Annotated in this window: 22 protein-coding genes; 5 read left to right on the top strand and 17 right to left on the bottom strand. The window is 73.7% G+C overall.

Features of this window, described 5'->3' with window-relative positions; genetic code table 11:
- Nucleotides 1-247 precede the first annotated feature (247 nt).
- The 7 genes from pheT to infC form a co-directional block, all read right to left on the bottom strand.
- On the bottom strand, nt 248-2,761 hold the full coding sequence (gene pheT, locus ACH4K1_RS14380; RefSeq protein ID WP_398089440.1) for a phenylalanine--tRNA ligase subunit beta: 2,514 nt from the start codon (nt 2,759-2,761) through the stop codon (nt 248-250).
- Nucleotides 2,761-3,900, bottom strand: coding sequence for a phenylalanine--tRNA ligase subunit alpha (pheS, locus tag ACH4K1_RS14375; RefSeq protein ID WP_398089438.1), 1,140 nt, complete (start codon nt 3,898-3,900; stop codon nt 2,761-2,763). The genes pheT and pheS overlap by 1 nt, the downstream gene beginning before the upstream one ends.
- 116 nt (nt 3,901-4,016) lie before the next feature.
- Entirely contained in the window at nt 4,017-5,153 is a 1,137-nt protein-coding gene (locus ACH4K1_RS14370; RefSeq protein WP_398089436.1) for an ATP-binding protein, read from the bottom strand.
- A 170-nt stretch (nt 5,154-5,323) separates the two neighbouring features.
- Nucleotides 5,324-6,169 (bottom strand): TrmH family RNA methyltransferase, encoded by an 846-nt coding sequence (locus ACH4K1_RS14365; protein ID WP_398089435.1) that lies wholly within the window; start codon nt 6,167-6,169, stop codon nt 5,324-5,326.
- A 125-nt stretch (nt 6,170-6,294) separates the two neighbouring features.
- Nucleotides 6,295-6,678 carry a 50S ribosomal protein L20 gene (gene rplT, locus ACH4K1_RS14360; protein ID WP_072484442.1) on the bottom strand — a complete coding sequence of 128 codons (384 nt, stop codon included), beginning with the start codon at nt 6,676-6,678 and terminating at the stop codon, nt 6,295-6,297.
- 107 nt (nt 6,679-6,785) lie between these two features.
- Nucleotides 6,786-6,980, bottom strand: a complete 195-nt coding sequence (gene rpmI / locus ACH4K1_RS14355) for a 50S ribosomal protein L35 (protein ID WP_030191890.1) — start codon at nt 6,978-6,980, stop codon at nt 6,786-6,788.
- Between the two features lie 120 nt (nt 6,981-7,100).
- On the bottom strand, nt 7,101-7,760 hold the full coding sequence (gene infC, locus ACH4K1_RS14350) for a translation initiation factor IF-3 (RefSeq protein ID WP_050493775.1): 660 nt from the start codon (nt 7,758-7,760) through the stop codon (nt 7,101-7,103).
- Between the two features lie 409 nt (nt 7,761-8,169).
- On the opposite strand from infC, the gene ACH4K1_RS14345 reads away from it, so the two are divergent.
- Entirely contained in the window at nt 8,170-8,532 is a 363-nt protein-coding gene (locus tag ACH4K1_RS14345) for a DUF1844 domain-containing protein (protein ID WP_228992422.1), read from the top strand.
- A 92-nt stretch (nt 8,533-8,624) separates the two neighbouring features.
- Here ACH4K1_RS14345 and ACH4K1_RS14340 read toward each other — a convergent pair whose 3' ends face one another.
- The 4 genes from ACH4K1_RS14340 to ACH4K1_RS14325 all read right to left on the bottom strand — a co-directional run bounded on the left by ACH4K1_RS14340 (nt 8,625) and on the right by ACH4K1_RS14325 (nt 12,208).
- Nucleotides 8,625-9,338: an MIP family channel protein gene (locus ACH4K1_RS14340; RefSeq protein WP_398089433.1), complete on the bottom strand. Its 714-nt coding sequence runs from the start codon at nt 9,336-9,338 to the stop codon at nt 8,625-8,627.
- Nucleotides 9,339-9,437: 99 nt separating this feature from the next.
- Nucleotides 9,438-10,166, bottom strand: coding sequence for an SseB family protein (locus ACH4K1_RS14335; protein ID WP_398089431.1), 729 nt, complete (start codon nt 10,164-10,166; stop codon nt 9,438-9,440).
- Nucleotides 10,167-10,313: 147 nt separating this feature from the next.
- Entirely contained in the window at nt 10,314-11,498 is a 1,185-nt protein-coding gene (gene mycP / locus ACH4K1_RS14330) for a type VII secretion-associated serine protease mycosin (protein WP_398089429.1), read from the bottom strand.
- A complete protein-coding gene (locus tag ACH4K1_RS14325) occupies nt 11,495-12,208 on the bottom strand; it encodes a hypothetical protein (RefSeq protein ID WP_398089427.1) in 714 nt (237 codons plus the stop codon). Before ACH4K1_RS14325 ends, mycP begins: the two co-directional genes overlap by 4 nt.
- Nucleotides 12,209-12,925: 717 nt before the next feature.
- Between ACH4K1_RS14325 and ACH4K1_RS14320 the strand changes: the two genes are divergently transcribed.
- Nucleotides 12,926-14,128, top strand: coding sequence for an amino acid deaminase/aldolase (locus tag ACH4K1_RS14320; RefSeq protein WP_398089425.1), 1,203 nt, complete (start codon nt 12,926-12,928; stop codon nt 14,126-14,128).
- A 77-nt stretch (nt 14,129-14,205) separates the two neighbouring features.
- On the opposite strand, the gene ACH4K1_RS14315 is transcribed toward ACH4K1_RS14320, so the two are convergent.
- Nucleotides 14,206-15,159, bottom strand: a complete 954-nt coding sequence (locus ACH4K1_RS14315; RefSeq protein WP_398089424.1) for a DUF2510 domain-containing protein — start codon at nt 15,157-15,159, stop codon at nt 14,206-14,208.
- A gap of 75 nt (nt 15,160-15,234) precedes the next feature.
- Nucleotides 15,235-16,170, bottom strand: a complete 936-nt coding sequence (locus ACH4K1_RS14310; RefSeq protein ID WP_398089422.1) for a LysR family transcriptional regulator — start codon at nt 16,168-16,170, stop codon at nt 15,235-15,237.
- A gap of 70 nt (nt 16,171-16,240) precedes the next feature.
- Between ACH4K1_RS14310 and ACH4K1_RS14305 the strand changes: the two genes are divergently transcribed.
- Entirely contained in the window at nt 16,241-17,449 is a 1,209-nt protein-coding gene (locus ACH4K1_RS14305) for a TDT family transporter (protein ID WP_398089420.1), read from the top strand.
- Here ACH4K1_RS14305 and ACH4K1_RS14300 read toward each other — a convergent pair.
- The 4 genes from ACH4K1_RS14300 to ACH4K1_RS14285 all read right to left on the bottom strand — a co-directional run bounded on the left by ACH4K1_RS14300 (nt 17,388) and on the right by ACH4K1_RS14285 (nt 22,743).
- A complete protein-coding gene (locus ACH4K1_RS14300) occupies nt 17,388-18,098 on the bottom strand; it encodes a helical backbone metal receptor (RefSeq protein WP_398089418.1) in 711 nt (236 codons plus the stop codon). The genes ACH4K1_RS14305 and ACH4K1_RS14300 overlap by 62 nt on opposite strands.
- A gap of 185 nt (nt 18,099-18,283) precedes the next feature.
- A complete protein-coding gene (locus ACH4K1_RS14295; RefSeq protein ID WP_228992403.1) occupies nt 18,284-18,829 on the bottom strand; it encodes a helix-turn-helix domain-containing protein in 546 nt (181 codons plus the stop codon).
- 163 nt (nt 18,830-18,992) lie between these two features.
- Nucleotides 18,993-21,614, bottom strand: coding sequence for an ABC transporter permease/substrate binding protein (locus tag ACH4K1_RS14290; RefSeq protein WP_398089416.1), 2,622 nt, complete (start codon nt 21,612-21,614; stop codon nt 18,993-18,995).
- Complete coding sequence (locus ACH4K1_RS14285) at nt 21,607-22,743, bottom strand: glycine betaine/L-proline ABC transporter ATP-binding protein (protein ID WP_398089415.1); 1,137 nt, start codon at nt 22,741-22,743, stop codon at nt 21,607-21,609. The genes ACH4K1_RS14290 and ACH4K1_RS14285 overlap by 8 nt, the downstream gene beginning before the upstream one ends.
- Nucleotides 22,744-23,005: 262 nt before the next feature.
- On the opposite strand from ACH4K1_RS14285, the gene ACH4K1_RS14280 reads away from it, so the two are divergent.
- Nucleotides 23,006-23,914, top strand: coding sequence for a 5'-3' exonuclease H3TH domain-containing protein (locus tag ACH4K1_RS14280; RefSeq protein WP_398089713.1), 909 nt, complete (start codon nt 23,006-23,008; stop codon nt 23,912-23,914).
- A gap of 53 nt (nt 23,915-23,967) precedes the next feature.
- Nucleotides 23,968-24,819 carry a siderophore-interacting protein gene (locus ACH4K1_RS14275; RefSeq protein ID WP_398089413.1) on the top strand — a complete coding sequence of 284 codons (852 nt, stop codon included), beginning with the start codon at nt 23,968-23,970 and terminating at the stop codon, nt 24,817-24,819.
- Nucleotides 24,820-24,902: the final 83 nt, after the last annotated feature.

Raw genomic sequence — 24,902 nt, 5'->3', positions numbered from 1 at the left:
GACCCGCACCCGCGCCGTCCGCGCTGCCGCCCTGCCCGACACTCCGAGGCAGCGCGGACGGCGCCCGGACCGCACGGCCCACTGACCGACGATGAAGGAGGGTGGCTGCGGACGGCGGCCGGAACCGCGTTCCTCCCGGTTCCCGCTCCCGGTCCTGCGTGTGGTCCCTCCGCCGCCCGGCGGGGACGGGGAAGGGGCGTATCCGGTGGCCGGATACGCCCCTTCCCCACGCCTCGGCGCGTGACGCCTACGCGCCGCGCAGCACCGCGCCCGTGCGCTCGGCGGCCAGGGCCACCGCGCTGTCGCGGGCGGCCGACGCCTCCTCCACGGTCAGGGTGCGGTCGGCGGCGCGGAAGCGCAGCGCGTACGCCAGGGACTTGTTGCCCCCGCCGATCTGCTCGCCGGTGAAGACGTCGAACAGCCGCAGCGATTCGAGGAGTTCACCCGCGCCGTCGCGCAGCGCCCGCTCCACGTCGGCGGCCGGGATCTCCTCGGCGACGACGAGCGCGACGTCCTGGGTCGCCACCGGGAAGGTGGAGATCCTCGGCGCCTGGAGCGCTCCGTCGACGGCCTGCTCCAGCACGTCCAGCTCGACCTCGGCGGCGCAGGTCCGCTCGGGCAGGTGGAGCGCCTTGATCACGCGCGGGTGCAGTTCGCCCGCGTGTCCGAAGAGGGTCTCCTCGCCGTTCACGGTGACGTACAGCGCGGCGCAGCGGCCCGGGTGCCACGGGGCGTGGCGGTCGGCGCGGACGGCGACCTCCACCCCGGCCTCGGCGGCGATGGACCGGGCCGCTTCGACGGCGTCGGCCCAGGTCGCCGGGGTGCCCTTGCCCCACCAGCCGGCCTGTTCGCGGGCGCCCGCGAGGACGACGGCGGCGCGGCGGGGCTGGCGCGGCAGGGCCGCGTTCAGTCCGGCGATCTCCTCGTCGGTGGGCCGGCGGTCGACGGGCAGCCGGACGGCGGCCGTCTCCTCACCGGTCGGCCGGAAGACGAGACCGGTCTCGAAGAGCGCCAGGTCGTGGCTGCCGCGGCCGTCGTTGCGCCGCAGCGCTCCGAGGAGGCCCGGCAGCAGCGTGGTGCGCAGCGCCGGCTCCTCGTCGGAGATCGGGTTGACCAGCGTGACCGTACGGCGGCGGTCGTCGTCCGCCTCCAGGCCGAGCTGGTCCAGGACCGCGTCGCCGATGAAGGGGTAGCTCAGCGCCTCGACGTACCCGGCGCCGGCCAGGACCCGGCCGATCCGGCGGTGCAGCCGCTGGCGTTCGGTGAGGCCGCGCCCGGAGGGGGGCGTCGGCAGGGTGGAGGGCAGGTTCTCGTAGCCCTCCAGCCGGATGACCTCTTCGGCCAGGTCGTTCGGCTCGTTCAGGTCGGGCCGCCAGGACGGGGCGGTGACGATCAGCTCGTCCTGTCCGTAGACGTCGCAGCCCACCTCCTGGAGGCGGCGGACGACGGTCTCGCGGCCGTACTCCACACCGGCGACCTTGTCCGGGTGGTTCGCCGGCATCGCGATGGTGCGCGGAGCGGAGGGCGAGCTGATCTCGGTGACCCCGGCCTCGGCGGTGCCGCCCGCGAGCAGCACCAGCAGGTCGACCGTGCGCTGCGCGGCAGCGGCGGCGGCCTGCGGGTCCACGCCCCGTTCGAAGCGCTTGGACGCCTCGGAGGACAGCTTGTGGCGGCGCGCGGTGCGGGCGATCGAGATCGCGTCGAAGTGCGCGGCCTCGATGACGACCTCGGTGGTGGGCGCGTGCTCGCCGTCCGCGTCGGCGATCTCGGTGTTGGCGCCGCCCATGACGCCCGCGAGGCCGATCGGCCCGCGGTCGTCGGTGATGACCAGGTCCTCGGCGTCCAGCACGCGCACGGTGCCGTCCAGGGTGGTGAGCTTCTCGCCCTGGGTGGCACGGCGTACGCCGATGGCGCCCTGGACCCGGTTGCGGTCGTAGGCGTGCAGCGGCTGGCCGAGCTCCAGCATCACGTAGTTGGTGACGTCCACGGCCAGCGAGATCGGCCGCATTCCGGCCTTCTGCAGCCGGCGCTGCATCCAGATCGGGGAGCGGGCCTCGGGCTGGAGGCCGGTGACGGTGCGCGCGGTGAACCGGTCGCAGCCGATCGGGTCGCCGATCTTGACCGGGTAGCCGTACGCGTTCGGCGCGGGCACGTCCAGGAGGGCCGGGTCGCGCAGCGGCAGCCCGTAGGCGGTCGCGGTCTCGCGGGCGACGCCGCGCACGGACAGGCAGTAGCCCCGGTCGGGGGTGACGGCGATGTCGAGGACCTCGTCGACGAGCTGGAGCAGCTCGATCGCGTCGGTGCCGGCCTCGTGCTCCGGCGGGAGCACGATGATGCCGTGCGTGCCGTCGTCGCCCATGCCGAGCTCGTCGGTGGAGCAGATCATGCCGTGCGAGGTCTTGCCGTACGTCTTGCGGGCGGCGATCGCGAAGTCGCCGGGCAGGACCGCGCCCGGGAGGACCACGACGACCTTGTCGCCGACGGAGAAGTTGCGGGCGCCGCAGACGATCTCCTGCGGTTCGCCGGTGCCGTTGGCGGTGCCGACGTCGACCGTGCAGAAGCGGATGGGCTTCTTGAACCCCTCCAGCTCCTCGATGGTCAGGACCTGTCCGACGACCAGGGGGCCCTTGAGGCCCGCGCCGATCTGCTCGACGGTCTCGACCTCCAGGCCCACGGAGACGAGCTTGGCCTGTACGTCACGGCCGGTCTCCGTCGCCGGCAGGTCGACGTACTCCCGCAGCCAGGAAAGCGGGACGCGCATCAGATCTCCATCCCGAACGGCCGGGTGAACCGGACGTCACCCTCGACCATGTCTCGCATGTCTTCGACGTTGTGGCGGAACATCAGCATCCGTTCGATGCCGAACCCGAAGGCGAACCCGCTGTACTTCCGGGGGTCGACGCCGCAGGCGGTGAGCACCTTGGGGTTGACCATGCCGCAGCCGCCCAGCTCGATCCAGCCCTCGCTGCCGCAGGTGCGACAGGGGCGCTCCGGGTTGCCGACGGACTCGCCGCGGCAGACGTAGCAGACCATGTCCATCTCGGCGGACGGCTCGGTGAACGGGAAGTAGTTCGGCCGCAGCCGGGTCTTCATGTCCGGCCCGAAGAGCGCCTGGACCATGTGGTCGAGGGTGCCCTTGAGGTCGGCCATGGTCAGGCCCTCGTCGATGGCGAGCAGCTCGATCTGGTGGAAGACCGGGGTGTGCGTGGCGTCCAGCTCGTCGGTGCGGTAGACCCGGCCGGGGCAGACCACGTAGACGGGGGGCTTGCGCTCCAGCAGCGAGCGGGTCTGGACCGGGGAGGTGTGCGTACGCAGCACGACACCGGACTCGTCGCCCTCGGTGGCCTTGCCCTCGGCGGTGGCGCCCCGGACGAAGAAGGTGTCCTGCATCTGGCGGGCCGGGTGGTCGGGCACGAAGTTCAGGGCGTCGAAGTTGAACCACTCCGCCTCGACCTCGGGGCCCTCGGCGACCTCGTAGCCCATGGCCACGAAGACGTCCGCGACACGCTCCATGAGGGTGGTCAGGGGGTGGCGGGCGCCGGCCGGGACGCGGTCGTAGGGCAGTGTGACGTCCACGGCCTCCTCGACGAGCACCCGGGCGTCGCGCTCCGCCTCCAGTTCGGCCTGGCGGGCGGCGAGCGCCTTGGAGACGGCGCCGCGGGCCTGGCCCACGCGCTTGCCCGCCTCGGCCTTGGCCTGCGGGGGGAGGGCGCCGATCTCGCGGTTGGCGAGGGACAGCGGCGAGGTACCTCCGGTGTGCGCGGTCTTCGCCTGGGCGAGCGCGTCGAGGTCGCCGGCGGCGGCGAAGGCGGCGAACGCCTCGTCCCGCATGCGTTCGATCTCTTCCGGTTTCAGTGCCTCGACCTCGACTGGGTCGTACGACTTGTTCGGTGCCGACATCTCTTCCCGTGCTTCCGATTGGCTGGTGGCGCGACCCGGCTGGAGACCGCTGGACGCAAAGGTGCCAAAGGTCGAGTCTAAGGGCCGCAGGATGATCGGGGAGCCCGTGGGCCGCCTCAGGCCAGGTAGGCGGGCGTGCTCACGGGCAGAACGAAGCGGAACTCGGCTCCGCCGCCGGGGCCCCGGTCGACGGTGATGGCGCCGCCGTGGGCCTCGACGATGCCCTTGACGATGTAGAGGCCCAGCCCCGTGCCGCCACGCTTGCTGCCCCGCCAGAAGCGGGTGAAGACGCGGCTCATCGACTCCTCGGGGATGCCCGGGCCCTCGTCGCTCACGGTTACCGCCGTTCCCGTCTCGTCGCTCGTCCCCGGCGCGGGTGCCGGGGCGATCTCGATGGTGACGGTTCCCTCGCCGTGGCGCACCGCGTTTTCCAGGAGGTTCCCGAGGACCTGGTCGACCTTGTCGGGGTCGGCCCACAGGACGGGCAGCGGTCCCCGGGCCCGGACCCGGAAGCGGTCGGGCGCCTGGCCGCCCGCGATGAGGGACTGGATGTGGCGGGCGACGGCGGCGGTGATGTCCACGGGCTGGCGGCGCAGCTCCAGCCGGCCGGAGTCGATCCGGGAGATGTCGAGCAGTTCGGCGATGAGCCGGGTGACGCGGCCCGCGTCCGCGTCGACGGTCTCCAGCATCAGCCGCTTCTGGTCGTCGGTGAACCGCTCCCACTTGGCGAGCAGGGTGGCGGTGAACCCCTTGACGGAGGTCAGCGGGGAGCGGAGCTCGTGCGCGACGGTGGCGATCAGTTCGGCGTGGCTGCGTTCGGTGCGCCGGCGGGCCTCGGTCCCGCGCAGGCAGACCACGACCCGGCGCACCGGGCCGGTCGGGTACTCGCGCACGTAACGGGCGGAGACCAGCACCTCGCGGCCGCCGGGGAGCAGCAGGTTCCGCTCGGGCTGGCCGCTGCGGGTGGCGAGGCCGCCGTACGGGTCGGTCAGCGGCCACCAGCGCTTGCCCTTGAGGTCCTCCAACGGGAGGACGGCCTCCAGGGGACGGCCGATGGCGTCGGCGCGGTCGGTGGCGGTGATGCGGGCGGCGGCGGCGTTGAAGCAGACGACGCGGCCGCGGCCGTCGGCGACGACGAGGCCGTCGGGAAGATCGTCCGGGTCGAGGCCCGCACCCAGGCCGTCCGGCTCCCCGCCCGCAACGTGCGGTGTGGCGGTGTGCGCCGGTCGCGGCGAGCTCATGCCGACAGCCATCTTCCCGTATCCCACCTCTCGAACCGGTGCAGTGGGCCCCCGAGTTCGTCACCCTACTAGCCGTCGGCGAACCGGCGACACCCTGCGGGGGCGCGGAGGGGAGCACACCGGCGGGCGGGGCGCGGGATTGGCCGGGATCGTGCGCTGACGGGCGTCGGGCCGGCGCGGCGTTACGCGCCGGGGGCGCGCCGGGGCCGCTGTGCGCGGGCGGAGGCGTAGAGGCAGACGGCGGCGGCGGTGGCGAGGTTGAGGCTTTCCGCCCTGCCGTGGATGGGGACGCGGACGACGGCGTCGGCCAGCGCGCGGGTCTCCTCGGGAAGCCCCCACGCCTCGTTGCCGAAGACCCAGGCGGTGGGGGTGCCCATGGTGCCGGCGTCCAGTTCGTCGTCCAGGTCGTCGGCCCCCGCCCCGTCCGCGGCGAGGATGCGCACCCCGGCGTCCCTCAGGCCCCGTACGGCCTGTTCGACGGGGACGCCGACGGCGACGGGCAGGTGGTAGAGCGACCCGGCCGAGGCCCGTACGGACTTGGGGTTGTAGAGGTCGACCGAGGCGTCGGTGAGGATCACCGCGTCCGCGCCCGCCGCGTCCGCGCAGCGCAGGACCGTCCCCGCGTTCCCGGGGTCGCGCACGTTGGCCAGAACCGCCACCAGGGCGGGCCCGGCGGCGAGGATCTCCTGGAACGGGGTGTCCAGGAAGCGGCAGACGCCGATGAGGCCCTGCGGGGTGACGGTCTGGGAGACGTCGGCGAGGACGTCGGCGTCGGCCAGGTGGACCCGGGCGCCCGCCGTGTGAGCCGCCTCGACGATGTCGGCGTACCGGTCGGCGGCCTCGGGGGTGGCGAACAGCTCGATGAGGGTGGGCTCCCCGTCGCCGCCCCGGTGGGCGGCGGCCTCGCGTACGGCCTGAGGCCCCTCGGCGATGAACCTGCGCTCCTTGCCGCGGAAGTTGCGGCGGGCCAGCCGGCGGGCGGCGGCCACACGGGGGGAACGCGGGGAGATCAGTTCGGGGGTGCCCATGGTCGGCGGCGAGCCTCTCTGCGTACGGCTGTGGCGATGGGGTGTCGGCGGGCGGGGCAACGCACCGGACCCGCAGACGGCGTGCGCCTGCGGGTCCGGTTCACTGCCGGGAAGGGGCGCCTGGCTCAGGCGGCCTTCGGGGCGTTGACGTCGCTCGGGAGGGCCTTCTGGGCGACCTCGACGAGGGCGGCGAACGCGTTGGAGTCGTTGACCGCGAGCTCGGCCAGGATCTTGCGGTCCACCTCGATGTTGGCGGCCTTCAGACCCTGGATGAGGCGGTTGTACGTCATGCCGTTCTGGCGGGCAGCGGCGTTGATGCGCTGGATCCACAGCTGACGGAAGTCGCCCTTGCGCTTCTTGCGGTCGTTGTAGTTGTAGACCAGGGAGTGGGTGACCTGCTCCTTGGCCTTGCGGTACAGGCGCGAACGCTGACCGCGGTAGCCGCTGGCCTGCTCGAGGATCGCCCGGCGCTTCTTGTGGGCGTTGACTGCCCGCTTGACGCGTGCCACTTGTTAACTCCTTGTAGCGGGGCCGTGGGTGTCGTCACACGGCCCGGAAACGAATTGGTCCCGGTGTGATCGAGGTCGCGCCTCCGGAGGGGTCCGGAGGGCGGACCTCACTTGCCGAGAAGCTTCTTGATCTTCTTGGCGTCGGCCGGAGCCGCGACGACCGTGCCGGTCAGCGAGCGGGTCTTCTTGGACGACTTGTGCTCGAGAAGGTGGCGCTTGCCGGCCCTCTCCCGGAGCACCTTGCCGGAGCCGGTGATCTTGAAGCGCTTGCTGGCACCGCTGTGCGTCTTGTTCTTCGGCATCGCGCCGTTCTCTCCTCGTCAGTGGCGCCCCTCACGGTGCGGGCACCGGACTGCAGGGGCGTCAGATCTCTATGGGGTTCCGGGGGGACCCGGGGGCGCCTGGATGGCGGCCCCCGAAGGTCACGCCTCGGAAGGTGTCTCGGCCGGAGCCTCGGCCGCTGCGGCCGGAGCCTCAGCGGTGTCGCCCTCGGACGGCGCGTCGGTCGTGCCCTGACGCTCCGCCTTGCGGGCGGCCTGGGCCTCGCGGGCCTCGGCCATGGCTTCGGTCTTCTTCTTGTGCGGGCCCAGAACCATGATCATGTTCCGGCCGTCCTGCTTCGGGTTGGACTCGATGAAGCCCAGGTCCTCCACGTCCGAAGCGAGACGCTGGAGCAGTCGGAAGCCCAGCTCGGGGCGGGACTGCTCACGACCACGGAACATGATCGTGATCTTGACCTTGTCGCCCTGCTTGAGGAACCGGACGACGTGACCCTTCTTGGTGTCATAGTCGTGCGGGTCGATCTTCGGCCGGAGCTTCATCTCCTTGATGACCGTGTGCGCCTGGTTCTTGCGCGCCTCACGGGCCTTCATGGCCGACTCGTACTTGAACTTCCCGTAGTCCATGAGCTTGCACACGGGCGGACGGGCTGTCGCCGCCACCTCGACCAGGTCGAGGTCGTACTCCTGTGCGAGTTCCAGGGCCTTGGCAAGCGGAACAATCCCGACCTGCTCGCCACTGGGACCGACAAGTCGGACCTCGGGAACGCGAATCCGGTCGTTGATGCGGGGCTCGGCGCTGATGGATCCTCCTCGGTAGCACCACGCGACCGCCTGGCGGACAGCCGCGTAACGTCTGTAACGTCAAGACCAACCGAACCGGAATGCAGAAAATGCCCCGGACGGGACGCAGGCGGGGCTCCAGGAACTACCGGAACACCGCCGCGGTCAACCGCGGGGCGCATCGGACGGCTCCATCGTCCGTACGGAACGATGGGGACCGCCTGACCGGTGACCCGCCGTCCGCGAGGACGGTCAGGTGGGAGATCGGAGCCTCCACTTGCGGGCCGGGCACACACGTGTCCGGCCAGTCGTTGTTACAGGTTAACAGCCCGCCCGCGGGGGCGCTAATCGCAGGGCCGGGGCACGTCCGGGGAGGCCCCGGGGGCTCCCCGGGGGACGGAGCCGTCGCCCTCGGCCGTATCGTGTGGGCATGAGCGACGCGACCCCCAGCAGTGAGAACCCCGGCTTCGACGACATGGCCCGCGACATCGCGGAGGTCCCCGCCGTCGAGGTCATCGTGACGGTCGCCGTCAACCTGATGAGCGCCGCCGCGGTGAAGCTCGGTCTCACCGAGGAGGGCGAGGCCCACAAGGACCTCGACGAGGCCCGCAAGCTGGTCCAGGCGCTGGCGGGGCTGCTGGACGCGAGCACCACGGAGATCAGCACGTTCCACGCCTCGCCGTTGCGCGACGGACTGAAGTCCCTGCAGCTCGCCTTCCGCGAGGCCTCGCTGGTGCCGGACGAGCCGGGCCACGGCCCCGGCGAGAAGTACACCGGCCCGGTCTACGGCTAGCCGCCCCCTTCCCCCGTACCGCCCCGCACATCGGAGAGCCCGCCGCCCCACGGGGGACGGCGGGCTCCCGTGCGTGTGCGTCGGGGCGCTCCTCAGAGGGCGTCCTCGGGCTCCGGGGCCAGGACGTTGGGGAAGGGGTGGGTGAGCCGGTGCGCGTAGGCGGCGATCGCCCCGCCGACGAGGGGCGCGAGGATGAACAGCCAGAGCTGGGTCAGGGCCGCGCCGCCCGCGAAGAGCGCCGGACCGAAGCTGCGCGCCGGGTTGACCGAGGTGCCGGTCAGCGGGATGCCCACCAGGTGGATCGCGGCGAGCGCCAGGCCGATGGGCAGTCCGTCGAAGCCGACGACCGCCACCTTGTGGGTCACCGCGAGGACCACGTAGACGAGCAGGAACGTCAGGACCACCTCGGCGAGGAACGCGCCGCCGATGTTGATGCCGACGGCCGACCGGTCGTCGTAGCCGTTGGTGCCGAACTCGCCACTGGTCTCCAGGCCGGGGATCTGCTTCGCCAGCAGGAACAGCAGGGCCGCGCCGACGACCGCGCCGAGGAACTGGGCCACCCAGCGCTCGACGGCCGTACGGATGTCGATCCGGCCCGCCATATACATGCCCAGCGTCACCGCCGGATTGACATGACAGCCGGAGATGGGGCCGAGCGCGTAGGCCAGCGCGAGGAGGGTGAAGCCGAAGGTGAGGGCGATCCCCACCGTGCCGAGGTATTCGACGGCGACCACCGCCGACCCCACGGCGAAGAACACCAGCAGCAGGGTGCCGAGGAACTCCGACGCCACGATCCGCTTCTGCATGGAACCACCTCGCGAGTAGGCCGGTATGTCGGTTTTATCCGATGTTCCGGTTCATTCTCGCGGCGGGGGGCGGTTCGCGCGCGTCGGGCCGGCCTCCCCTCAGCGGGCGAAGAGCGGTTCCCCGGGGGTGCTGGTGCCGGGCGGGAGGACGGCGAGGTCCAGGCCCTTCACCAGCCGGGCCCGCAGCACGTCGCTGGCCGCCAGCGCCCCGGCGACGCGGCGGGCCGCCTCGGCGGGCGCCGCGTCCGGGGCGAGGACGAGCGCGAGGGTGCCGTCCGCGCTGCCGGGCCCGAGGTGGGCGCGGACGACGGCGGGGTCGGCGGCGACGATCTCCCGTACGGCCTCGGCGACGGCGGGATCCTGGAGCGGGTCGATGCTGGTGCGGTTCTCCGCGAGAGCCAGGAGCGCCTGCCCGCTCAGCTCGAAGGCGACGGGCCCGGCGAGGTCGAGCACGAGGGTGTCGGCCTTCTCGTGGGCGGCGGCCTGGAGCGCCTGGTGCAGCGGTACCGCGACGGGGCGCGCCCGGGGATCCCACCGTGCCAGCGCGTCGGTCGAGGTGAAGGCGGGGAGCGCGCGCCGGTCGCCGGCCTGGAGGGTGGGCACGGCCATGTCGCTGGTCTTCTCCCGCCGCAGCCCCTTCTCGTCCTCCTCCACCTCACCGAGGACGGCGACGACGGGGACCAGGAGCCGGGCGCCCCGCAGGGCGGTGAGGACCGGCCCCACGGCGCTCCGGTCCCGCGACCAGGCGTCCAGGGCGCTGGTCAGGGCGGGGGACGCCGAGCCGTCGTCGTCGGAGAAACCGGGATCCGGAATGTTCTTGAGCTCCACGGGACGAGGGTAGTGCCTGGGCCGCTGTGCCCCGTCCGCAGGTGTCGCGGAGGGCCGGGACCGCCGAACGGGTGACGGGCCCGGGGCGCGCGGGGAGGCCGCCGGGCCCCGGGGCGGGGTGGTCAGCGGCGGCCCGGGGCGGGGTGGTCAGCGGCGGCCGGGGGCGGTACCGCGGCCACGCCACAGCACGACGGCCGCGGCCAGCAGCGCCGCGCCGAGGCCCCCGGCGAGCGGGGCGGCCCAGGCGGCGGTTCCCCCGTCGCTACGGGGCGGGGTCGGGCCCTCGCCGAAGTACCGGCCCCGGTGCCCCGCCGGGGCCGCCTTGGCGCCCACGTCCTCCGGGCGCAGCCGGGCGCCCGCCTCGATGGCCTCGGCCGGGTCGACGACGCCGTACCCCCGGGCGTCGTCACGGCCTTCGGCGGGGGCGTCGCGGGCGGTGTCGGCCAGCAGCTTCTTGATCTGGGCGGGGCCGAGGCCGGGGTGGGCGGCGCGAACCAGGGCGACCGCGCCGGAGACGAACGCGGCGGCGGCCGAGGTGCCCCACTCGATGTAGTAGTGCCCGTCGGGGTTGGCGACCACGATGTCGACCCCGGGGGCGCTGACGGTGGCGTACCAGCGGCGGGTGGAGAACGAGGCGTGCGTGCCGTACTCGTCGACCGCGGCGACCGCGATCACTCCGGGGTAGGCGGCCGGATAGGAGACGCGGTCCCCCTTCTCGCCGCCGTTGCCCGCCGACGCCACCACGGGGATGCCCTTGGAGAGCGCGTACTGGATGGCCGAGTCCTCGCCCGGGTCGGGGTGGGCGGATTCGCTGTCGTCGCCGAGGGAGAGGTTGATGACGTCGGCGCCGTTGTCGGCGGCCCAGCGGATGCCGTCGGCGAGGGCGGCGCCCCGGGACTTGCGGGCTTTGGCGCGGTCCGGGTCCTTGGATTCCAGGATGACCCGGACCGGCAGGATGCGGGCCTCGGGGGCGATGCCGAGGATGCCGTCGGTGCGCCCCGGCCCGCTGCCCCGGCCGGCGATGATGCCGGCCATCGCGGTGCCGTGCAGGGCCCAGGAGGAGTCGCCGCGGGCCGCGCCGAAGCCGATGAGGTCCTTGCCGGGGAGCACCTGGCCCGCCAGGTCGGGGTGGGCGTCGTCCACCCCGGTGTCCAGGACGGCCACGGTGACGCCCCCGCCCCGGGTGGTCTGCCAGGCCCGGTCGGTGCGCAGTGCGTCCAGGGCCCACTGCTGGTCGCGGATGGCGTCCGCGCGGGCGGGCGCGGCGGGGGTGAGGACGAGCACGGCGGCGGCGCAGACCGCGGCGAGGACGCGGTGGGGTCGTCGGGTCATCCGGGCTGCTCCGTGAGGTCGGCGACGGCTCGGCGCAGTCCGCGTTCCACCCGGTCCGCGATGCCCTTCGCCTCGTGGCCGAGTCCGGCCTGCGCGATGTCCGTCGCGGCGTCGGGGGCCACGGCCTCGGCCGCGGGCTGCGGCTCGGCGACGGGGCGCCCGTCCGCGAAGCCGGAGACGGCGAGGACCACGACCGGGATCTCGGTGAGCGGGGCGACCGTCCAGCTGGCCCGCTGTCCGGCGCCGAAGGAGGCGGCGGGGGTGCCCCGGGGGGCGTACGTACGGGGCATGAGGTCCCGGCGCGCACCGAGCTTCTGCTCGGTGAACCGGGTGCGCAGGGCCTGCATGCCGGCGGCGTCGGCCTCGGTGAAGACCAGGCCGACGGTGGTCACGGCGGAACGGGTGGCGTCGGTGTAGGTGGCCCGCACCAGCCGTTCGCAGCCCACGGACCGGAGGGTGGTGAGGAGCAGCGGGTCGAGCCCCTCCTCGCAGGGGGAGTCGGCGGCGACGGCGAGGCGGGTCCAGTCGCGGTGGGTGCCGCCGGGGCCGGCGCCCCTGCCTTTCAGGGTGGGCGGGAAGAGGGTGTCGACGGGAACGCTGTGCCAGGCGGTGCGCGCGGCGGCGTAGGGGCTCCGGGCGGTCCCGGCCGAGGAGTCGCCGGTCAGCCAGGCGCCGGTGGCCGCCCCGCCGATCAGCCCGAGGCCCAGCACGACGCAGGCGGCGGCCGCGGCGGTGCGCCACCGCTGCCGGGGGCGGACGGGACGCAGCCGGGCGGTGGTCTCGGCGGGGTTCTCCGGGAGGGCGTGGCGGAGCGGGAACCGGGGGCCGCCCGGGGGCGGTGGGACGGCGCCCGGGGCGGGCGCGAGGTCCCCGGCCCCGAGGGGCCCGCGCCGTGGGACGGGCGGCGGGGCGGGAAGCGCGCCGGGGGGTGCGCCGGGGGGCGTCGGGCCCGCGGAGGGCGGGGCGGGGTACGCCGGGCTCGCGGGCGGCGTCCGGGGGGCGGCCGGGGGGACGAGGGGCGCCGGTGCGGCCTGGCGGGAGGCGGGAGGCGTCCGGGGGATCGGCGGGGCGAGGGGCGCCGGTACGGTCCGAGGGGCGGCGGGGGGCGGGCTCGCGGGTGCTGCGGGGCCGGGCTGCCGGGCCGGGGCGGGGCTCGCGGGGGCCGGGGCCGCCGGGGGCGTCGCCGGAGGGGCGGACGGGCGGGGCGGCACAGGGGGGCGCTGCGCTTCGGTACTCATCCGGCCCCCTGCGTACACATCCTCGTACCGACCACGGATCACCGCCGCTGACAGGCCCGTTGGTGCTCGCGTGCACGTCACTCTACGGGCTGCGGGCGGGCGGCGGGGAGCGGGACCTCCCGGACGGCGGGGGATCTGCCCCGATCGTCCCCCTACCCAGCCGTAGCGGCTCTCTGGCAAGCTGCGGCCATGACTGCCCGTGCCGCTGACCGGACCCGTTACAACCGGGCCACCGCCCACCTCGACGCCCCGATCGCGATCGTCGATCTGGAGGCGTTCGACGCCAACGCCGACGATCTGGTGCGGCGGGCGGCCGGGAAGCCGCTCCGGGTCGCGAGCAAGTCGGTGCGGTGCCGGGCCCTGCTGGAGCGGGTGCTCGCGCGGCCCGGGTTCGCCGGGATCATGTCGTTCACGCTGGCGGAGTCGCTGTGGCTGGCGCGGGCCGGGTTCGACGACGTCCTGCTCGCCTACCCCTCGGCCGACCGCGCCGCCTTCGCCGAGCTGGCCGCCGACCCGAAGCCGGCCGCCGCCGTGACGGTGATGGTCGACGACCACGCCCAGCTGGAGCTGATCGACGCGTCCCGGGCGGGCGGACAGGAGGAGATCCGGGTCTGCCTGGAGCTGGACACCTCGCTGCGGATGCTGGGCGGCCGCGTGCGGATCGGGGCGCTGCGCTCCCCCCTGCGCTCCCCCGCACAGCTCGCGGAGCTGGCCCGCTCGGTGGCCCGGCGTCCGGGCTTCCGGCTGGTGGGGCTGATGGCGTACGAGGGGCATGTCGCCGGGGTGGGGGACGCCGTGGCCGGGCGGCCGCTGCGGTCCCGGGCGATCCGGTTGATGCAGGCGGCGGCCCGTAAGGAGCTGGCCGCACGCCGGACCGAGGTGGTGCGGGCCGTCCGGGCGGTCGTACCGGACCTGGAGTTCGTCAACGGCGGCGGCACGGGCAGCGTGCAGCACACGGCGGCCGAGGACGCGGTCACGGAGATCGCCGCCGGTTCGGGGCTGTACGTGCCCCGGCTGTTCGACAACTACACGTCGTTCACCGGCCGCCCCGCGGCCCTGTTCGCGCAGCCCGTGGTGCGCCGACCCGGCGTGGGCGTGGTGACGGTGCTCGGCGGCGGCTACCCCGCCTCCGGCGCGGCCGGGGCGGACCGCTCACCGGTGCCGTACCTGCCGGAAGGGCTGCGCTACGACCCGCGGGAGGGAGCGGGCGAGGTGCAGACGCCGCTGCTGGGCTCCCCCGCCGACGACCTGCTGATCGGCGACAAGGTCTGGTTCCGGCACGCCAAGGCCGGGGAGCTGTGCGAGCGCTTCGACGCGCTCCGGCTGATCGAGGGCGACCGGATCACGGCGACCGTTCCGACGTACCGGGGCGAGGGGCGGACCTTCCTCTGACCCCGGGTCCGGCGTGGCCCCGAGCCCCGCGTGGCCCCGGGCCCCGGGCCCCGCGGGGACGTCCGGGAGCCGCTCGCTCAGGGGCCGACGGACGCGCCCACGCCCCCGCTCGTCGCGCTGTCCCCGAGCGGGCGGATGCCCCGGGTGATCGTGTCCATCAGGGAGAGCGGCAGGTCGGCGACGCCCGCGTCGAAGGCGAACCGGACGATCACCGGGGTGCCGGAGCCCACCGAGGAGGGGAAGGCGAGGGACTGCACGTAACCGCCGGGCCCCTTGCCGGTGGTGACCTTCCAGCGCACCAGGTAGCCGGTGCGGCCCGCGACGGTCGTTTCCCGGGCTTCGAGCACCGTGTGGGACCGGATGCCGCCGTGGAGGCGGCGGCCGAGGCCGTCCTCCTCGTACGCCTGGTCCGCCGCGGTGACGATGTCCGCCTCGGCCAGGGCCTCGGGGGCGGTCTCGGTGCTCCGGGCGGTGTGGGTGGTGACCGTGCCGTGGTAGCAGAACGACGAGCCGCCGGGGCAGTCGTAGGACTGCTCGGTGCGGATGGTGGGGACGTCCTGGAAGCTGTTCTCCGGCTTCTCCCACCCCTCGGGGACCGGCAGGGTGATCCCGTTGAGCTGGTCGACGAGGACGGAGGGGTCCGCGTCCGGGCCGGGTCCTCCGGTGGGCGCGGCGGTGGCCGTAGGGGCGGGGGCGGGGGCCGAGGCGGTCGTCGTCGGGGCCGCCGTCGTACCGCCGCCGTCGCGGCCCAGCAGGATCGCCCCGGTGACGGCCGCGCCCAGGACCAGCGTCCCGGAGAGCGCGATCGCCAGGTTCCTGGTGCGGTTGCCACCTCCCGAGCCGTCGTGGGGGCCGTGCGGGAAGGGAGGCGGCGGGCCGAACTCCGCCGCCGGTGCGGGCGGCCGCGACGGTGCGGCGTGGGCGGCGGCGGGCGGGCGGGTGTGAGCGGTCCAGGCCGTGCCGTCCCACCAGCGCTCGATGCCGGGCACGCCCGTGTCCGGATACCAGCCGGGCGGCGTCGCGTGACTCATGGGGTCCACCTTAGGGTCCGGCTCCCGCACGGCCGGCCGGGGCCGCCGGGGCCGACGGCCGGAGGCCCCGTGCCCTCAGGCGTCGCGGCCGGTCAGGGACAGCAGGTCGCGGGCGGGGCCGGTGGGGCGGTGGCCGCCGGGCCAGACGGCGCGCAGTTGGCGGCGCAGCCGTACGCCCGCGATCGGGACCTTGACGAGGCGGCGGGCCGACAGCTCCTCGCCCAGGGCCAGTTCGCTCAGGACGCAGGGGCCGGCGCCGCTCTCCGCCGCGCCCTTGACGGCCGTGGTGGAGGAGAGCTCCAGCAGCGGCCGGGCCAGTCCGCCGTGGACGGCGAGCGCGGCGTCGAGGACCTGGCGGGTGCCGGAGCCGTGTTCGCGCAGGATCAGCGGGGTGGCGGCGAGTTCGGCGGGGAGCAGGGGGGTGCGGCGGCGGGCCCAGGGGTGGCCGGGGGCGACCACGACCACGAGGCGGTCGTGGGCGATGACCGTGCCGTCCAGGCCCTCCGGTATCGACAGGCCCTCGACGAAACCGAGGTCGGCCTCGCCGGTGACCAGGCGGCGGGCGACGGCGGAGGAGTTGCCGGCCAGGAGCGAGACGGCGGTGCCGGGGCGCTCCCCGCGCAGGGCGATCAGCCAGCCCGGCAGCAGGTACTCGGCGATCGTCATGCTGGCGGCGACCCGCAGCCGGGAGTCACGGCGGTCGCGCAGCGCCTGGGCGCCCGCGTCGAACGCCTCCGCCGCCTCCACGACCCTGCGCGCCCAGTCGGTGACGAGCGCGCCCGCCTCCGTGAGGCGGGAGCCGCGCGGGGAGCGGTCCAGCAGGGCGACGCCGAGCTGCCGCTCCATGGACCGGACGCGGCTGGAGGCGGCGGGCTGGGTGATGCCGACGTCCCGGGCGGCCCGCCCGAGGCTGCCGTGCCGGGCTACGGCGAGGAGCAGTTCCAGAGCTCCGAGGTCGGGAACCCGGTGGGCGAGAGGGGTGCGGGGTATGTCGGGGGCGTCGCCGGTCATCAAGCCAGCTTATGACCTCATAGGGACGGGGCCCCTGGCGGGCCGGGGGCCCTGGGCGAAGACTCGCGGCATGTCCGTTCTTCCGCAGGCCCGCACCGCCGCCCCACCGCCCCCGCGCCCCCGCCCGGCGAAGACTTCCCCCGCGGCGCCCCCTCCGGCACAGGCTCCCCGCGACCCGGCGCGGTTCCCGTCCCTGCGGCACATCGGCCCGAACTGGTACGCGAGCGTCATGGGCACCGCGATCGTCGCGTCCGCCGGGGCGGGGCTCCCCGTGGAGCTCCCCGGGCTGCGTGCGGCCTGCGTCCTCGTGTGGGCGCTCTCGGCCCTCATGCTCCTTTCGGTCCTCGCGGCACGGGCCGGGCACTGGCTCTGCCACCGGGACCAGGCCCGCGCCCATCTGCTGGACCCGGCGGTCGCGCCGTTCTACGGCTGTCTGTCGATGGCGCTGACGGCGGTCGGCGGGGCCACCTTGACGGTCGGTGCGGACGTGGTGGGCACACGGGCGGCGCTCGCGGTGGACGTGGTGCTGTTCGTCGCGGGGACGGCGGTGGGACTCGTGGTGGCGGCTGCGGTGCCGTACCTGATGGTCGTGCACCACCGTCCGGCGCCCGGGACCGCGTCGCCGGTCTGGCTGCTGCCGCTGGTCGCCCCGATGGTGTCGGCCTCGCAGGGCGCGCCGCTGGTGCCGCACCTCTCCCCCGGGCAGGGGCGCGCGGCGCTGCTGCTGGCCTGCTACGCGATGTTCGGCCTGTCGCTGCTGGCCACGCTGGTGGTGCTGCCGCTGGTGTTCTCCCGGCTGGTCCACCAGGGTCCGCTGCCGCTCGCGCTGACGCCGACGCTGTTCCTGGTGCTGGGGCCGCTCGGGCAGTCGACCACCGCCGTGAACCAGCTGGCCGACGTCGCCCCGGGGGCGGTCGGGGAGCCGTACGCCTCCGCTTTCGGCGCGTTCGCCGTGCTGTACGGGGTGCCCGTGACGGGGTTCGCCCTGCTGTGGCTGGTCCTGGCGGCGGCGATGGTGGTGCGGGCCGCGCGGAACGGGATGGGGTTCGCGATGACGTGGTGGGCGTTCACCTTCCCCGTCGGCACGTGCGTGACGGGGGCGGCCGGTCTGGCCCGGCACACCGGTCTGGACGCGCTGGCGTGGCTGGCGGTGGCGCTGTACGTGTTCCTGGTCGCGGCGTGGGCGGCGGCCGGGACGCGGACGGCCGGCGGGGTGGTCAGCGGAGCGCTGACGGCAGCACCCGCGCCGCCTCGGCCAGCGACGGCCCGTACCACGTGAGCAGCCGCCCGTCGACGAGTGCGGCGGGCAGGGCGGGGAACGCCTCGGGCCCGTCGTCGGCGGTGAACCGGTAGGGCTCGTCGGGCAGCACGATCACTTCGGCCCCGGAGGCGTTCAGCTCGTCGAGCGGGACGCGCGGGTAGCGCTCGGGGTGGCCGGCGTACACGTTGCGGAGGCCGAGGCGGGCGAGGAGGTCCCCGGCGAAGGTGTCACGGCCGAGCACCGTCCAGGGCCTGCGCCAGACGGGTACGGCGGTGGGGCGCGGTGTCCCCGGGGGTGCGGGGAGGGCGGCCCAGGCGGCCTCGGCCTCGTCCAGCCAGCGGGGGCGGGCGAGCCCGCAGCCGTCCACGAGGACGCGGTGCAGTTCGGTGAGCGCCTGGTCCAGGGTGCGGACCTCGGTGACCAGGACGTCGAGCCCGGCGGCCCGCAGCGCGTCGAGGTCCGGGGCCCGGTTCTCCTCCTCGTTGGCGATCACGAGGTCGGGGGCGAGGGCGACGACGGCGGCCACGTCGGGGTTCTTCGTGCCGCCGATCCGGGCGGCGGTGAGGCCGGCGGGGTGCGTGCACCAGTCGGTGACGCCGACCAGCAGCCCGGGTGCGCTGACGGCGACGGCCTCGGTGAGCGAGGGGACCAGGGAGACGACGCGCACGGGACGCCTTTCGCGGGCGGGGGGCGGTCCGGACAGGGCCGCTGGGGCGGGGTTTCGCGGAGGAGGGGCGGGCTCGGCGGCGTACGGCCGGAGCCTGACCTCGTACGGCCCGGGGGCGGGCTCGGCGGCGTACGGCCGGAGCCCGGCGTCGTATGGCCCGGGGGGGCGGCTCGATCCCGGGCGCCTCAGCGGCGCGAGTCGAACGTGGCGTCGATGTGTTCGGCCACCGAGACGACCAGGAGCCGGGTGCCGGGCACGGTGGCGCGCCAGCGGTGGCGGACCCCGCCGGAGAGGAACAGGCTGTCGCCGTGCTCCAGGCGGTGCACCCGGCCTTCGGCCTCGATGTCGACGGCGCCCTCGACGACGTACATCAGCTCGTCGTTGCGGTGCTGGAACTCGCGCCCGAGGTCCGGTTCGCCGCTGAACTCCAGGGCGCTGAGCTGGTGCCGGCCGCGCACCAGGCGGCGGACACCCTCGCCCTCCCCTGCCCGGACCACGTCCACGGCGCGCGCCGAGTCGGCGGCGGCGTGCAACCGTCCGGTGGTGGTCTCCAGCGCCTGGGCGACCCGGTCGAGGGAACGGGCGCTGGGGCGGGCGCGCTCGTTCTCGATCTGGCTGAGGAAGGGCACGGAGAGGCCGCTGCGCTCGGCGACCGCGGCCAGGGTGAGGCCCAGGCTCCTGCGTCGTCGGCGGACGGCGGCGCCCACCCGCGGTGTGTCCTTCTCGTCCATGTCCCAGCTCCCTCCCACCCCCGCCATCCTCGCGGTTGCCAGCACCTTACGCACATGGTCGCGCACGACGTCCGGCGAACGGCCCCCGGCGGCAGGAAGGGGCGGCCCCCGCCCGAAGACGGGGGCCGCCCCTTGCGACCTGTGCTTTTGTGCCCTGGGGCCCTTACTGGGGCGCCATGGTGGCCGTGATGCCCGGGTTGTCGTCCATCCAGGCCCGCACGGCTTCCTCCTCGTGGCCCGCGCCGCGCTTCTGGATCTCGTTCTCCAGGCCGCCGAGCTGCTTCTCGGTGAGCTTGAAGTCCTTGAACCACTTCGTCAGCCGCGGGTACTGCTTCGGGAAGTCCTTGGAGGCGATGGTGTGCAGCCGGTCGCCGTCGCCGAACGCCTTCTTCGGGTCCTTCAGCTTGGTCATGCCGTACTCGTCGTACGCCCAGTGCGGGGTCCACAGGAGGACCGCGATGGGCTCCTTCTTGGCGTACGCGCGCTTCAGCTCGGCCAGCATGCCGGGCGTGGAGGAGTCGAGGACCTCGTACTCCTCGTCCAGGCCGTAACTCGGCAGGACGTTCTTCTTGAGGTTCTCCATGGTGGCGGTGCCGGGCTCGATGCCGACGATCCGGCCCTTGAAGTCGGAGCCCTTGCCCTTGAGGTCGTCGAGGGTCTCGACGTCCTTGACGTAGTCGGGGACGGCAACCTCGATGGAGGTCGGCCCGTACCAGGAGCCGATGTCGGTCAGCTTGTCGCCGTACTTGTCCCAGTAGTTCTTCTGGGTGTACGGCAGCCAGCCGTCGAACTGCACGTCGATCTGGCCGCGTGACATCGCGGCGTACATCGGACCGACCTCGAACTGCTTGAGGTTGACCTTGTAGCCGCGCTCCTCCAGGACCGCCTTCCACAGGTACGTGGCGGCGATGTCCTCCTCCCAGGGGAACCAGGCGATCTCGACGGCACGGTCGCGCTCATCCTCGCCGCCGGCGGCCGGGGCGTCCTTCGGGACAGGGGTCCACGTGTCGGCGACGCCCGGGTTGTCCTTCAGCCAGGTGCGGACGGCTTCCTGCTCCTTGCCGGAACCGGCCTTCTGGATCTCGGCCTCAAGGCTGGTGAGCTGCTTCTCGCTCATCCTGAAGTCCTTGAGCCACTTGCCGACCGCGGGGTTCTCGGCGGAGAAGCCCTTGCGCGCCAGGCTGTGGACGCCGTCGCCCTTGCCCCAGAGCCCCTTGGGGTCCTTCAGCTTGGTGAGGTCGTACTCGTTGTACGCCCAGTGCGGCGACCAGAGCGGAACCACGATCGGCTCCTTCTTGGCGTACGCGCGCTTCAGCTCGGCCAGCATGGACGGCGTGGAGCCGTCGATGAGCTTGTACTCCTCGTCCAGGCCGTAGCCCGGCAGCAGCTTGTCCTTGAGCAGGCCCATCTCCCCGGCGCTGGGCTCGATGCCGACGATCCGGCCCTTGAACTCGGACGCCCGGCCCTTCAGATCGTCCATCGACCGGACGTCCTTCATGTACGCGGGGACGGCGAGCTCCAGCGAGGTCGGCGAGTACCACGCGCCGAGGTCCTCCAGCCGGTCCTTGTACTTCGCCCAGTAGCTGGCGTGGGTGACCGGCAGCCAGGAGTCGGTCTGGAAGTCGATCTGCCCGTTGGCCATGCCGGTGTACAGCGCGCCGGCCTCGTACTGCTTGACGTCGACCTCGAAGCCGCGCCGCTCCAGCATCTCCTTCCAGAGGAAGGTGGAGGCGATGCCCTCGTCCCACGGGATGTAGCCGATGCTGAGCTTCTTCCCGTCACCGATCTGTCCGGCCCTGCCCGCGGTGGCGTCCTTGGCGCCGCCGAAGACGCTCATGCCGCCCGCGACCAGCGCGAGGACGACGACGCCGACGGCCGCGACGCGGGGCTGGGGGCGGTAGGTCCAGATTTTCCAGCCCTCGGCCATGGCCTGGGCCTTGGCGACCGCGCGGCGGCCCAGCGGGGAGACCTCGGTGCCGAGCGCGCCGGTCATCCGGTCCAGGTACATGGCGAGGATGACGATGGAGATGCCCGCCTCGAAGCCGAGGCCGACGTCCACGTTGCCGATGGCGCGGTAGACGGAGCCGCCGAGGCCGCCGCCGCCGACCATGCCCGCGATGACGACCATGGAGAGGCCGAGCATGATGACCTGGTTGATTCCGGCCATGATCGTGGGCAGGGCGAGCGGCAGCTGGACGCGGAGCAGGGTGTTGCGCGAGGTGGTGCCGAACGCCTCGGCCGCCTCGACGAGTTCGCCGTCTACCTGGCGGATGCCGAGTTCGGTCATCCGGACGCCGGGGGGCAGCGCGAAGATGATCGTGGCGATGATGCCGGGGACCACGCCGACGCCGAAGAAGATGACGCCGGGGATCAGGTAGACCATGGCGGGCATGGTCTGCATGAAGTCCAGGACCGGCCGGGTCACCGCGCTGACGGCCTTGGACCGGGAGGCCCAGATGCCCAGCGGCACGGCGATGACCAGGGTGACGAGGGTCGCGACGAGGACCAGGGTAAGGGTGTCCATCGCCTCGTCCCACAGTTCGACGGAGTCGATGAGGGCGAATCCGACGAAGGTGAGCAGGGCCGCGGGGAGGCCGCGCAGCCACCAGGCGACGAGGGCGACGATGCCCGCGAAGAGCAGCGGCGCGGGGGCGGAGAGTACGGCGGCTATGCCGTCGAACATGCCGCCGACGAGGGCGCTGACGGCGTCGAAGAGCCAGGCGAGGTGGGTCTGCAGCCAGTCGACCGCGGAGTCGACCCATGCGCCGAGGGGGAGCCTAAACACCGGCCACCTTCTTCATGCCGTCCGCCGTCGCGGGCTCGGTGTCGCGGGGGGGCTCCGCCGGGGCCATCGGTTCGCCGAGGACGGCGAGGAGGCGGGAGGCGGGGACGACGCCGACGAGCTTGCCCCGGGCGTCGGTCACGGCGACCGGGTTCGCACTCTGCGAGCAGGGCGTGAACAGGTCGATGATCGGCGTGGCCTCCGGGACCGTGGCGGGGGCCGCGGCCAGCACGTCCTGCGGGGTGCGCAGTTCCTTGCCGTCCGCCGTCCTGGCGCCCATGACGGTGTGCGCCTCGGCCATGATCGCGCTCGCGGTGAGGACCCGGGAGCGGTCGACGTCCTGGGTGAAGGAGGCGACGTAGTCGTTGGCGGGGGTGACGAGGATGTCCTCGGCGGTGCCGAGCTGGACGATCTCGCCGTCGCGCATCACGGCGATGCGGTCGCCGAGGCGCATGGCCTCGTTGAGGTCGTGGGTGATGAAGACGATGGTCTTCTTCAGCCGCTTCTGCAGCTCCAGGAGCTGGTCCTGCATGTCACGGCGGATCAGCGGGTCGAGGGCGCTGAAGGACTCGTCCATGAGCAGCAGGTCGGCGTCGGTGGCCAGGGCGCGGGCGAGGCCCACGCGCTGCTGCATGCCGCCGGACAGCTCGTCGGGCCAGGACTTCTCCCAGCCTTCGAGGCCGGTGAGCCGCAGCGCCTCGGTGGCGCGTTCCTCGCGCTCCCCGCGCGGGACGCCCTGGACCTCCAGGCCGTACGCGGCGTTCTCCAGGACGCTCCGGTGGGGGAAGAGCGCGAAGTGCTGGAACACCATGCTGATCTTGCGGGAGCGGACGTCCCGCAGCTCGCGGGGGCTCAGCGCGGTCAGGTCCTGACCGTCGAACAGCACCCGCCCCGCCGTGGGCTCCAGCAGACCGTTGAGCATCCGCAGCAGGGTGGACTTGCCGGAGCCGGACAACCCCATGACGACGAAGATCTGCCCCGGCTCCACGGTGAACGAGGCGTCGATCACCGCGGCCGTCGTTCCGTCGGCGCGCAACTCGTCGCGGCCTGCGCCGCTTTCGAGCTTCCGCACGGCTTCATCGGGTCGTCTGCCGAACACTTTGTACAAGTGCTCGGCTTGCAGCCTGGACACATACACCTCACGGGTTGAACCGAAAAAAACGGCCTGCCACCCCCTCCGGCAGACCGTGGAGCGATGCGGGTTCCGTCCGCGTGGCACATGCACTGGTTGAAAATGCGACGTGGTTCGCTCCAATGGCGCGCCTGCCCGCACTTACACATCTCAAACAAGACAGTGATCCAGCTCACTTATTAGCCACGAAGCGGCAGTAAGCGGTTACCCACCGCGACTGTCGGCGGGGTGCGGCATGATCGGGGCCGTGACGCGACGCCTGATGCTCCTCGACACCGCCTCCCTGTACTTCCGCGCCTACTTCGGGGTGCCCGACTCGGTGCGTGCTCCGGACGGGACGCCCGTGAACGCCGTGCGCGGCCTCCTCGACTTCATCGGCCGACTGGTGCAGGACCACCGGCCGGACGATCTGGTCGCCTGCTGGGACAACGACTGGCGCCCCCAGTGGCGGGTCGACCTGATCCCGACCTACAAGGCGCACCGGGTCGCCCGGGAGACGCCCGCCGGGCGGCCGGACGAGGAGGAGGTCCCCGACACGCTCTCCCCGCAGGTCCCGGTCATCGAGGACGTGCTGGCGGCCTTCGGCATCGCCCGGGTCGGCGTCACGCCGTACGAGGCGGACGACGTCATCGGCACCCTCACGGCGCGGGCGGCCGGCCCGGTGGACATCGTCACCGGCGACCGCGACCTGTACCAGCTGGTCGACGACGCCCGCCGGGTGCGCGTGCTCTACCCGCTCAAGGGCGTCGGCACGCTCCAGGTGACCGACGAGGCGTGGCTGCGCGAGAAGTACGGCGTGGACGGCTCCGGCTACGTCGATCTGGCGCTGCTGCGCGGCGACCCGAGCGACGGGCTCCCCGGCGTCCCCGGCATCGGCGAGAAGACGGCGGCGAAGCTGCTGGACGCGTACGGCGACCTCGACGGGATCATGGCGGCGGTGGACGACCCGAAGGCGAAGCTGACGCCCTCGCAGCGCAAGCGGCTGGACGAGTCGCGGGCGTACGTGGCCGTCGCCCCGAAGGTGGTCCGGGTGGCCGACGACGTCCCCCTGCCCGACTTCGACCCGGCCCTGCCGCGCGAGCCGCGCGACCCTGCCGCCCTGGAGGCGCTGGCCGGGCAGTGGGGACTGGGCGGCGCGGTGTCGCGCCTCCTGACCGCTCTTCAGCGCTGAGCCCCGAGGTGTTAGCTTAGGTATGCCTAAGTAATCGAACCAGGGAGTACCTCGTGGCAGAGCGGCCGGCCCGGCAGGGACCCAAGGCCCAGGGGGCGCAGGTCGTGCGCACCGAGCAGATCACCCCGCACATGGTGCGGGTGGTGCTCGGCGGCGAGGGTCTCGCCGACTTCTCCCTCTCGGGTTTCACCGACCACTACATCAAGCTGTGCTTCGCACCGGAGGGCGCGGACTACGCCCACCCGTTCGACATGGCCGCGATCCGGGAGGCCTATCCGCGCGAGCTGTGGCCCACCACCCGTACGTACACGGTGCGTTCGTGGGATCCGGCCGCCCGGGAGATGGCTGTCGACTTCGTCGTGCACGGTGACGAGGGGCTCGCGGGGCCGTGGGCCCAGCGGGCCCGGGTGGGCGAGCAGGTGACCTTCCTCGGCCCCGGTGGCGGCTACGGGCCGGACGCGTCGGCCGACTGGCACCTGCTGGCAGGTGACGAGAGCGCGCTGCCGGCGATCGCGGCGGCGTTGGAGCAGATGCCCGCGGGCGCGCTGGTGCACGCCTTCGTGGAGGTGCCGGACGCGTCGGAGGAGCAGAAAATCGTGACCCCGGACGGGGTGGCCGTGACCTGGCTGCACCGCGGCGACCGCCCCGTCGGCGAGCTGCTGACGGCCGCCGTGAAGGGACTGGACTTCCCCGAGGGCCGGGTCCAGGCGTTCGTGCACGGGGAGGCGGGGTTCGTGAAGGAGATCCGCCGCCACCTGCGCGTGGAGCGGCAGATCCCCCTGGCCCAGCTGTCGATCTCGGGCTACTGGCGTCTCGGCCAGAACGACGACGCCTGGCGCGCCGTCAAGCGCGAATGGAACGAGCAGGTGGAGCGCGAGCAGGAGGGCGGCGCGGCTGCCGCGTAGCGGGGCGGCCGCCACGCAGCAGGCCGCACGCCGTCGCGCGGTGTCGGCGCGAGGGGGCGGCGGACGGGGACACCCCGTCCGCC

Source organism: Streptomyces sp. NPDC017448 (genome assembly GCF_044330565.1).
Classification (GTDB): Bacteria; Actinomycetota; Actinomycetes; order Streptomycetales; family Streptomycetaceae; genus Streptomyces.
Note: the sequence above shows the minus strand (reverse complement) of the source record. Positions and strands in the feature narration are given on the sequence as shown.

Coding starts and splice junctions, on each gene's coding strand:
- pheT (WP_398089440.1), bottom strand. CDS start 2,761: ATGCGCGTCCCGCTTTCCTGGCTGCGGGAGTACGTCGACCTGCCGGCG.
- ACH4K1_RS14310 (WP_398089422.1), bottom strand. CDS start 16,170: ATGACCGGCGACGCCCCCGACATACCCCGCACCCCTCTCGCCCACCGG.
- mycP (WP_398089429.1), bottom strand. CDS start 11,498: ATGACCCGACGACCCCACCGCGTCCTCGCCGCGGTCTGCGCCGCCGCC.
- ACH4K1_RS14340 (WP_398089433.1), bottom strand. CDS start 9,338: ATGCAGAAGCGGATCGTGGCGTCGGAGTTCCTCGGCACCCTGCTGCTG.
- ACH4K1_RS14280 (WP_398089713.1), top strand. CDS start 23,006: ATGCTCCTCGACACCGCCTCCCTGTACTTCCGCGCCTACTTCGGGGTG.
- ACH4K1_RS14305 (WP_398089420.1), top strand. CDS start 16,241: ATGTCCGTTCTTCCGCAGGCCCGCACCGCCGCCCCACCGCCCCCGCGC.
- rpmI (WP_030191890.1), bottom strand. CDS start 6,980: ATGCCGAAGAACAAGACGCACAGCGGTGCCAGCAAGCGCTTCAAGATC.
- pheS (WP_398089438.1), bottom strand. CDS start 3,900: ATGTCGGCACCGAACAAGTCGTACGACCCAGTCGAGGTCGAGGCACTG.
- ACH4K1_RS14315 (WP_398089424.1), bottom strand. CDS start 15,159: ATGAGTCACGCGACGCCGCCCGGCTGGTATCCGGACACGGGCGTGCCC.
- ACH4K1_RS14345 (WP_228992422.1), top strand. CDS start 8,170: ATGAGCGACGCGACCCCCAGCAGTGAGAACCCCGGCTTCGACGACATG.
- ACH4K1_RS14320 (WP_398089425.1), top strand. CDS start 12,926: ATGACTGCCCGTGCCGCTGACCGGACCCGTTACAACCGGGCCACCGCC.
- ACH4K1_RS14370 (WP_398089436.1), bottom strand. CDS start 5,153: ATGGCTGTCGGCATGAGCTCGCCGCGACCGGCGCACACCGCCACACCG.
- ACH4K1_RS14365 (WP_398089435.1), bottom strand. CDS start 6,169: ATGGGCACCCCCGAACTGATCTCCCCGCGTTCCCCCCGTGTGGCCGCC.
- ACH4K1_RS14295 (WP_228992403.1), bottom strand. CDS start 18,829: ATGGACGAGAAGGACACACCGCGGGTGGGCGCCGCCGTCCGCCGACGA.